The 7,909-nt window shown below is 48.1% G+C and carries 6 protein-coding genes and 1 pseudogene; 3 read left to right on the forward strand and 4 right to left on the reverse strand.

Features of this window, described 5'->3' with window-relative positions:
- Positions 1-165 precede the first annotated feature (165 nt).
- Complete coding sequence (locus FTU55_RS14335; protein ID WP_180047422.1) at positions 166-3,225, reverse strand: DNA translocase FtsK; 3,060 nt, start codon at positions 3,223-3,225, stop codon at positions 166-168.
- A 247-nt stretch (positions 3,226-3,472) separates the two neighbouring features.
- On the opposite strand from FTU55_RS14335, the gene trxB reads away from it, so the two are divergent.
- The 3 genes from trxB (at position 3,473) to FTU55_RS14350 (ending at position 6,073) form a co-directional block, all read left to right on the forward strand.
- On the forward strand, positions 3,473-4,429 hold the full coding sequence (gene trxB / locus FTU55_RS14340; RefSeq protein WP_180047424.1) for a thioredoxin-disulfide reductase: 957 nt from the start codon (positions 3,473-3,475) through the stop codon (positions 4,427-4,429).
- An 80-nt stretch (positions 4,430-4,509) separates the two neighbouring features.
- On the forward strand, positions 4,510-5,241 hold the full coding sequence (aat, locus tag FTU55_RS14345; protein ID WP_005179830.1) for a leucyl/phenylalanyl-tRNA--protein transferase: 732 nt from the start codon (positions 4,510-4,512) through the stop codon (positions 5,239-5,241).
- Between the two features lie 16 nt (positions 5,242-5,257).
- Positions 5,258-6,073 (forward strand): arginyltransferase, encoded by an 816-nt coding sequence (locus tag FTU55_RS14350; protein ID WP_005179833.1) that lies wholly within the window; start codon positions 5,258-5,260, stop codon positions 6,071-6,073.
- 19 nt (positions 6,074-6,092) lie between these two features.
- On the opposite strand, the gene rimI is transcribed toward FTU55_RS14350, so the two are convergent.
- The 3 genes and pseudogenes from rimI to tuf form a co-directional block, all read right to left on the reverse strand.
- Positions 6,093-6,557: a ribosomal protein S18-alanine N-acetyltransferase gene (rimI, locus tag FTU55_RS14355; protein ID WP_160242862.1), complete on the reverse strand. Its 465-nt coding sequence runs from the start codon at positions 6,555-6,557 to the stop codon at positions 6,093-6,095.
- A 103-nt stretch (positions 6,558-6,660) separates the two neighbouring features.
- Positions 6,661-7,542: a metal-dependent hydrolase gene (locus FTU55_RS14360; RefSeq protein ID WP_045796116.1), complete on the reverse strand. Its 882-nt coding sequence runs from the start codon at positions 7,540-7,542 to the stop codon at positions 6,661-6,663.
- Positions 7,543-7,754: 212 nt separating this feature from the next.
- Positions 7,755-7,909, reverse strand: a pseudogene (gene tuf / locus FTU55_RS14365) (elongation factor Tu); the annotation flags it as partial.

Genomic DNA, 7,909 nt, shown 5'->3' on the forward strand with positions numbered 1-7,909 from the left:
AATGGAGAAATCTAATCGGTATGTTATACCTGAGAGAAGAGTGAGGAGTTATCCAAGGGTTGTAAAAGGAAAACCTCAAAAATACCCAAGAAAAAGCCAGTCAATCTCTTAACTGACTGGCATTACACCTATTGGTGGGCTTTGTTTATAAAGATCGAGAACAGCTTAAACCAGAATTTCACGCTTGCCGTTCGGACCCTGTTCACTGACAATACCCTGCTCCTGCATCTGATCGACAATACGCGCCGCACGGTTATAACCGAGGCTAAACTTACGCTGTAAAGACGATACCGATACTTTACGGGTTTCCAGCACAAAGGCCACACACTGGTCATACAGCGCATCACGGTCTGAGCCGCCATCACCACCATCTTCAAAACCACGTGACGCTGGTTCTTCATCAAATGGAGTCAGAATTTCATCGACATAATCCGGTGAACCCCGTTCACGCCAGGCATCACAAATCCGGTTGACTTCATCATCGGAAATAAAGGCACCATGCACACGTTCCGGTTCAATTTTACCTGGTCCAAGGAACAGCATGTCACCATGACCAAGCAGGTCTTCTGCCCCGCCAGCATCCAGAATAGTCCGTGAGTCAATTTTTGAGTTCACGCGCAAGGCCACGCGAGTCGGGATGTTGGCCTTGATCAGACCGGTAATGACATCCACCGATGGACGCTGGGTAGCCAGCAATAAGTGAATCCCCGCCGCACGTGATTTCTGTGCCAGACGGGTAATCATTTCTTCGGCTTTTTTACCCACCTGCATAATCATGTCGGCAAACTCATCCGCCACAATCACAATTGATGGTAACGGCGTCAAGCGCGGTGCACGTTCCTGGGTTGCTGAATCGCCCGGTTTCCAGGTCGGATCAATCAGGTCTTCGCCATTGGCCAGGGCTTCTTCGACTTTGCGGTTATAGTCGCTGAGTTTACGGATTTTCAGGAATGACATCAGCTTATAACGGCGTTCCATTTCATTGACACACCAGTTCAGGGCGCTGACGGCATCTTTCATATCCGTCACTACCGGCGTTAACAAATGTGGAATATCGTTATAGTTGGCCAGTTCCAGCTGTTTCGGGTCAATCAGAATTAAACGCAGTTGATCCGGCTTGTATTTAAGCAACATCGACAGAATCATCGAGTTCACCGCCACCGATTTACCCGAACCGGTGGTCCCCGCAACCAGCATATGCGGCGCTTTGCCCAGTTCGGTAATCACCGGATTACCAGAAATATCTTTACCCATCGCCATCGACAGGATGCCATCCTGATCTTCAAATTTCGGGGTTTGCACCAGCTCAATCAGACGCACCATTTCGCGGGTACTGTTTGGCACCTCAATACCGATATACGGTTTGCCCGGAATCACCTCGACCACACGCACCGAAGCCATCGACATGGAACGGGCCAGGTCACGGGAAATATTGGTGACTTTCGAGGCTTTTACCCCCGGCGCCAGATCCAGCTCAAAACGTGTAACTACCGGTCCCGGCTGCGCTTCCACCACTTTGGCTTTGACATTAAATTCCTGCAGCTTGATTTCCAGCAGTTCAGATAAACGCTCCAGCTGCTCTGCGGTGAAGTTGACCTTTTTATTTGGATCGACCTTATCCAGTAGCTCCAGACCCGGCAATGGTGATAAATCACGACGTTTCTCTGCGACCTGCATGGCACGCGACATTGGACGGCCCATGGCATCGGTTAATGGCGCATCAAAGTCAAATTCATCTTCTTCTTGCGGTTTGCCGGCAGTTTCATGCCACGCCTCAATGAATTCTTCTTTCGATAGGGCTTCTTTCACCGCGTCATTGACCACTGGTGCAGCCGCTGTGGCACTTACCGCAGCATGATGCTGAATAGGCGCCTGTACAAAAGCCGAAGACTGCGCATAACTGCTGGTAGTTCTTGGGGCAGGTGCTTCTGGCTTCAGATCATCAACCAGCAGATCATCCAGCCCTTCAAATTCTTCATCACTCAGACGGTTTTTCGGGCTTGCATACTGCGCTGTGGCAGCCGATGGCATTTCAACCGCTTGTACGTCTGGCACCGGCTGGATGTGCGGTGCAGGTTCAGGCTGCGACTGACTATTAAATGGACTATGCAGATCCTGAGCAGCTTTCCCATTCGGTACAGCAGCCAGCAATTCGTCAAAGATTTCGTCATCATCCCAGTCAATATTAGACTGCGGCGTATTCGATGCAGGCGGTGCATCATGCACGGGCTGGACCACTGCATTAAAATGATCTTTCGGTGCGTGCGGAATCTGATCCTGAGAAGCACGTAACAGCTCATGAATATCCTGACTGTGCTTCTGGTCAGCATCATCATTCAGCGCACGCCAGACTTCACCGGTTGCCACCACACGCTGACTGTCCTGGGTCAGGCGATGGGCTTTTTCGACCGTCTGCTCAAAGACCTGCTCTTCTTCATCCAGCAGATCCTGCTCTGCAGAACGCTGCTGTTCACGCTCGACCATATCATCAAACAGACGCTCGGCCACCTGTTCATGACGGGACACCGCTGGTGCCACCGGAGCTTCTTCGACTTCACGATGTTCTGGTGCCGGCGTAACCACTTCGGCTGCAGCCGGTGCAGCGGCCACCACTGTTTTTTTAACGACCGGTGCCGGTTGATCAGCTTTAGGCACATCACGGTAAAACAGGTCTTGTAAATAAGCTGGCGTGGCTTTTAAAGTCACCCAGGTCCGGTTCCATTTAATCCCAAAGGCCAGTGTAAACAGGACACCCCAGAACACCAGCAGGAAAAAAGCTGCACCATAAATAGTGAGCAGCTGCGACAGGCTCTGCCCCAGTTCATACCCAATAATCCCGCCAGAAGCATTTTCCAGTGTATCGGCCGGCACTTGCCAGAACAAATACAATAGACTGGCAGTGGCCAGCAAAATAAAGAACTGCGCCGCATAACGGAAAGGACGGTTCAGGAAACTACGCGGCCACCACACCTGAATGGCTTCAATAAACAGGTACAGCGGAATCAGCAGACTGGCCCAGCCCAAAAAGCCGAACAACAGGTCGGCAATCCATGCGCCGGCGACCCCGCTGGCATTGGACACCTGCTGGGTATCACTAGACAAATGCATCCAGCCCGGATCAAAAGGGGTATAGGTGACTGTCGCAAGGAACAGATAAATCCCGAATGAGACCAAAAATAATGTCATTATTAAGCGCTGTGCATAAGCACCCGACACCGCAGTCATATACTGTCCTGTAACCAATTTTTCATAAATGTTCTTGTGCAACCCGCCAGTTTGGCATGGCCATAAAATAGATATTATGCACCTGTTGCAGCAAAAAAGATGCAAGATTATTGAAGTCAGTTGTTAACTTTTTCTATATAGCTTAAATCGATTTCTATGATCAATAATATCCACTGAATCTCACACAACTGTTATACAGTTTCACGTATAATTCCATAAATTGCTCAATAATAAAAGGATGCTACAGATGGGTGCTCGTCATTCACGTTTGATTATTTTAGGTTCAGGACCTGCAGGTTATAGTGCTGCCGTTTATGCTGCACGTGCCAATTTAAAACCGACCTTAATTGCAGGTTTACAACTCGGTGGTCAACTTACGACGACAACAGAAGTAGATAACTGGCCGGGCGATCCGGAAGGTCTGACAGGACCAGTGCTCATGGAACGTATGCAGGCCCATGCAGAACGTTTCGGGACCGAAATTGTCTATGACCATATCAATGAAGTCGATTTAAGTGTGCGTCCATTCGTGCTCAAAGGCGATATGGAAGAGTTCACCTGTGATGCCTTAATTATCGCCACCGGTGCTACGGCCCAATACCTCGGTCTGGAATCTGAAGCCAAATTCATGGGCCAAGGCGTTAGTGCCTGTGCTACCTGTGATGGTTTCTTCTATAAAAACCAGAACGTGATGGTTGTTGGTGGTGGTAATACCGCAGTTGAAGAAGCGCTGTATCTTTCCAATATCGCCTCTCACGTGACCCTGGTACACCGTCGTGACAGCCTGCGTTCAGAGAAAATTCTACAAGATCATATTTTTGCCAAAGAAAAAGAAGGCAAAATCAGCATTCTCTGGAACAACCAGGTCGATGAAGTCTTGGGTGATGCACAATCTGGCGTGACTGCAGTACGTTTGAAATCTACTGTCGATGGTTCAATCCAGAATGTAGATGTATCTGGTATGTTCGTGGCGATTGGTCACAAGCCAAATACGGGCATGTTTGAAGGTCAGTTAAACTTGCGTGATGGTTATATTCAGGTTCAAAGCGGTACTGCCGGTAACGCGACCCAAACCTCTGTACCGGGCGTATTCGCAGCTGGTGACGTGGCAGACAGCGTCTATCGTCAAGCGATTACCTCTGCAGGTTCAGGCTGTATGGCGGCACTGGACGCTGAAAAATATCTGGATGCCTTAGGTGAATAATTTTGCCTAAAGCACAAGCCGCCCAATCTGGGCGGCTTTTTTATGTATGATAGAGATCTGTTTCGATTCAGAGTAGCTGTATGACCGCACTTGCACCCTCACAATTTATTTTCCCCCATCCTGATGAAGCTGATCCACAGGGTGAAGGACTGATTTGTATTGGTGCAGACCTGTCCCCCTCGACCCTGTTTGAAGCTTATACGCACGGCCTGTTTCCGTGGTTTTCCGACGGTGATCCGATTTGCTGGTGGAGTCCCGAGCCGCGCTGCATTATCCGCCCTCAGGATTATCATCCAAGCAAGTCACTGCTGCGTAACATGAAAAAAGGTGATTACCGGATTAGCATCAATCAGGCCTTTGAACGGGTGATTCGCTGTTGTTCGCTGCCACGGGCCTATGCCAATGACACCTGGATTTCCGAAGACATCATTCAGGGCTATATTGACCTGTTTGAGGCCGGTTATGGCTATAGTGTCGAAGTCTGGGAGCAGGATGCGCTGGTCGGTGGTTTGTATGGCGTCACCATTGGCCGCGGCTGCTTTGGCGAGTCAATGTTTAGCCAGCGCACAGATGTCTCTAAAATGGCGTTTTATACCTTAATGCTGATTGGCCGCGACAACGCCCTGCCCTGGATTGACTGCCAGCTGGTCAATGACCATCTATTAAGTCTGGGCGCCTGTACAATAACTCGCCAAGCATACTTAAAATCGTTACAAGATGTTGTAAAACAGCCGGCGATAGATTGGAAAAAATACCAGGAGGGTGTATTTTCAAGTAAAACAATAGCGCAAAACGACTCACTGGATGAATAAATAAAGAGGGATTGCCATGAATTCATATCAACCGAAATCCCTGCTCAACGAATTACAATATTATATTACGCCGCCGCATAACTGCAGTTATCTGGATGATAAATCTGCTCGCATGGTGTTTTTAGATCCGGCGCACCGGATTGATGTGGTGACCCTGTCTGAACTGTCACGCATGGGCTTTCGTCGTAGCGGTGACTTTGTCTATCGGCCGGAATGCCATTTATGCCGTCAATGTCTGTCTTCGCGCGTGCCGGTACACGAATTTCAAATGAACAGCACCCAGAAAAAAGCCTGGAAACGCAATCAGGACCTGCACGTCACCATCCGCTCTACCCAAGAAGCCAATGAACAGCATTATGCGCTGTATGAGCGTTATATTAATGAACGCCATGCCGATGGCGATATGTATCCGCCAAGTCAGGATCAGTTTGAAAAATTTCTGGTGCACAGCTGCACCGACAGTTTCTTTTTAGAGCTTTGGCACCAAGACCGGCTAATTGCGGTCTCGACCTGCGACCTGCTCGATGATGGCCTGTCTGCGGTGTATACCTTCTTTGATCCGGATGAAAACCGCCGCTCCTTGGGCGTATTTGCGATCTTAAAGCAGATTGAACACACCCAGAAACTCGGACTGCCTTATGTTTATTTAGGCTATTGGGTGCCGCATTCCAATAAAATGAATTATAAATCGCAGTATGTACCGCTGGAATTGCTGATTGATGGCCAATGGCGCCGGCTCAACCGCAGCTTAAGCAGCGAAGAAATCCGGCAATTGGGAAACTCTCTCATGACCACCCTGCCCAGTGGTTGGAATAATTCGATTATCAAATAAAACCCAATAATTTTAAAAATTAAGGTGATGAGAAGAGCGCGGCAAAATCATCACTACAGGCTTTAACCATAATAACCGCATGTTCACGTGTGCCATCCGGATTTGGATAATAATTTTTGCGCACATCAATCTGATGAAAGCCAGCTTTTTCATACAGACGGATAGCCGCGGTATTGCTTTCACGCACTTCCAGAAAAATTTGTACCGGCTGATTCGGCAACTGCTCAATCGAATGCTCCAACAGCTGATAACCTAGTCCCTTCCCCTGCTGGTCAGGCGCAACCGCCATCAGCAACAGGTTGGCTTCATCCAGCACCGGCTGCAAAATACAGAACCCGACCAGCTGTCCTTGCTGCTCGATTACGGTACATTGATAGCTGTCTACCGCTTCAGCAAACTGTTTCAAGCTCCAGGGATGGCTTTGTACCTGTTGCTCAATGTTAAATACACTATGGATATCAGCGTGTTGCATTAAACGAATCATCTTCGTTCATCATCGGTCAAAACAAAGTTCGCATTATAAGAGCTCTGGATAAAAAATCGAGCAAAAAAAAGGGCAATTTTCATTGCCCCAAGAGTCAACACCGTTAGAAGCCCAATTTGGCTTTCCATGTGTCCAGCAGACTGACGGTATCTAAATCGTTCGGATGAAAGCCCGGGCGGAAATATGCCAGCATCTCACGGCCCATACCGGTAATAATGCCCTTAGAGGGACTATAAGCATAGGTATAAATGGCCTTGAACGCCTCCAGATTTAGCTGTTTGTCTTCTTTTAACAGACGGAACAGGAAATAGTTTTGCACCACAAATAAGGTCAGCATGGCGGCAACCAGTGAGCTGGTGCGCAGTAAATAGGCTTTGGTGCCTTGGCCGAATACACCCTCAAACACATCATAGGCCACGGCTTTATGCTCGTTTTCTTCAATCGCATGCCACAGCCACATGGTTTTCATGGTGTCATCGCTCATCAGTTCCTGAATATGCGAATTACGCAGCAACTGGGTGGCAATGGTCGCGGTAAAATGTTCCAGTGCGGTGGTTGCAGTCAAATCAACCATTTCTTGGGTAATACCAAAGGGTTTACCGACACCGGCAAATACCTTACGCGCACCTTGAATCACTTTATCGGTATAACGATCTAAACGTTCTACATCATGGCCATATTTTTGTGCCGAGGCATTAAAGCCAACATGCTCCTGGGTATGCATGGCTTCCTGGCCAATAAAGGCTGAAATTTCTTTTTGCAGTTCCTGATTATCTTTAATTGCCGGGTGGTAACGCACTGCACGTACACTATCAATAAAGAATTTTTCACCGGCTGGAAACAAGGCAGATAAAGCGGTCATAAAATGCGTCAGGCCAGCCGAACCTTGCATCCAGTATTCTGGAACCTGATCAAACTCAAACGCCATACGACGTACCGGGAAACTGGCACCTGCGCGGTTGGTAATATTTACTTTAGCATTCATGACCTCAACTCCTTTCAAGTGAAGCGTCTCACCTGAAACTTTTATTTATTTTCTTCAGCTTTATCTTACGTGGTTCTGATATGGAGATAAGTGCAGTTAAGGTCAGGCGAATATCAGTTTAGGACAGCTTGCAGTTAAATTGTCAGACAATTTAATCTGCAAAGATAAAAAAAGCGTCCCTTTGGGACGCTTTTTTCACACTATAGAAGTGATTATGCAGTTACTTTAGAAACTACACCAGCACCTACAGTACGACCACCTTCACGGATCGCGAAGCGTAAACCAGCGTCCATTGCGATTGGGTGGATTAATTCTACTGACATTTCAACGTTGTCGCCTGGCATAACCATTTCAACGCCTTCTTTCA

Source organism: Acinetobacter sp. YH12117 (assembly GCF_013418865.1).
Classification (GTDB): domain Bacteria; phylum Pseudomonadota; class Gammaproteobacteria; order Pseudomonadales; family Moraxellaceae; genus Acinetobacter; species Acinetobacter indicus.

Excerpts from the sequence above, each read along its gene's own strand:
- FTU55_RS14335 (WP_180047422.1), bottom strand. The coding sequence starts at position 3,225 with ATGACTGCGGTGTCGGGTGCTTATGCACAGCGCTTAATAATGACATTA.
- trxB (WP_180047424.1), top strand. The coding sequence starts at position 3,473 with ATGGGTGCTCGTCATTCACGTTTGATTATTTTAGGTTCAGGACCTGCA.
- aat (WP_005179830.1), top strand. The coding sequence starts at position 4,510 with ATGACCGCACTTGCACCCTCACAATTTATTTTCCCCCATCCTGATGAA.
- FTU55_RS14350 (WP_005179833.1), top strand. The coding sequence starts at position 5,258 with ATGAATTCATATCAACCGAAATCCCTGCTCAACGAATTACAATATTAT.
- rimI (WP_160242862.1), bottom strand. The coding sequence starts at position 6,557 with ATGATTCGTTTAATGCAACACGCTGATATCCATAGTGTATTTAACATT.
- FTU55_RS14360 (WP_045796116.1), bottom strand. The coding sequence starts at position 7,542 with ATGAATGCTAAAGTAAATATTACCAACCGCGCAGGTGCCAGTTTCCCG.